The sequence below is a fragment of the Yeguia hominis genome (assembly GCF_014384705.1).
Classification (GTDB): Bacteria; Bacillota; Clostridia; order Oscillospirales; family Acutalibacteraceae; genus Yeguia; species Yeguia hominis.
Genome location: NZ_JACRSN010000051.1, coordinates 1 through 1,216, shown reverse-complemented (window position 1 = coordinate 1,216; position 1,216 = coordinate 1). Strand labels below are relative to the sequence as shown.

Below are 1,216 nucleotides of genomic sequence, written 5' to 3'. Positions count from 1 at the left end.
TGTCGCCGGATGAGTTCGAACGAGTGTATGAAAGAACGCACACGCAGGCTGAGCTCTTGGCAGGTTAAACGCGGAGAATTGTCTCATTTTAATTTGTACGAAATCTTGACATAGGAGCAAGGGCGAGGACGGGCAGCCCGAGATCGTCCCCGAAGAAGCCGCCGTTATCCGTCTTATCTACGACCGCTTCCTCGCAGACGACAGCCTCTAAGGGATCGCCGCCGGGAGAGCAGCGTGGAGGAGGCCCTCATCGAGATGCACCTGGCAGGCGTTTCCGTGCGCCGTGTGGAGGACATCACCGAAGCCCTGCGGGACAGCAAGGTCTCGCCCGCTGCCATCAGCGAACTGAACAAGAAAGCCTACGTCCACATTGAAGACTGGCGGAACCGTCCTTTGCAGGGCGGACGCTATCCGTATGTCTACGTAGAAGGCATCTCCCTGCGCCGCAACTGGGGCGGAGAATAGGAAAATGTCGCCATTCCGGCGGCAATTGCCGTGAATGAGGACAGGTTTCGTGAGGTTCCGGGCGCTGCCGAGGGGATGAAAGAGGACAAGGCCAGCTGGGTCAGCTTCTTCCAGCGGCTGCGCGGGCGGGGTTTGGACGGCGTGAAGCTCATCGCCGGCGACAAGTGCATGGGGATGCTGGAAGCCGTGGGCGAAGTATTCCCAGATGCCAAATACCAGCGCTGCATCGTGCATTTCTACCGCAATGTTTTCTCTGTTGTGCCAAAATCAAAGGTCAAGATTGCAGCGAAAATGCTCAAGGCGATCCACGCCCAGGAGAGCAAGAAAGCCTCCCGCGAGAAGGCAAAAGCTGTCATTGCCGAGCTGAGAGCGATGAAGCTGAAGGAGGCTGCCAAGAAGGTCGGGGACGGCATTGAGGAAACGCTGACCTGCTGTGATTTTCCCAGCGAGCACTGGACGCGTATCCGCACCAGCAATGTGATCGAACGGCTGAACCGTGAGATCCGCCGCCGAACACGCGTGGGGGAAACATTCCCTGACGGCAACTCCGCCCTGATGCTGGTCTGTGCAAGGCTGCGTCATGTGGCGGGAACGCAGTGGGGCAACAAGAGAGACCGTCCCATACTTTGTGTAAACCTCCAATGTGGTGTATAATAGAAGCACCACAGTGGAGGTTTTACAATGGCAAGAAAGAAACGCACCCCGGAAGAAAATGCCCGCAGGGAAAAAAGCAGAGAGCTGCTGCAGATGG

At 57.2% G+C, this 1,216-nt stretch carries 1 pseudogene; it reads left to right on the top strand.

The annotated features are described in order from the left end of the window. Positions 1 to 210: 210 nt before the first annotated feature. A pseudogene (locus IAG03_RS14020) lies at positions 211 to 1,119 on the top strand (IS256 family transposase); the annotation flags it as partial. Positions 1,120 to 1,216 lie beyond the last annotated feature (97 nt).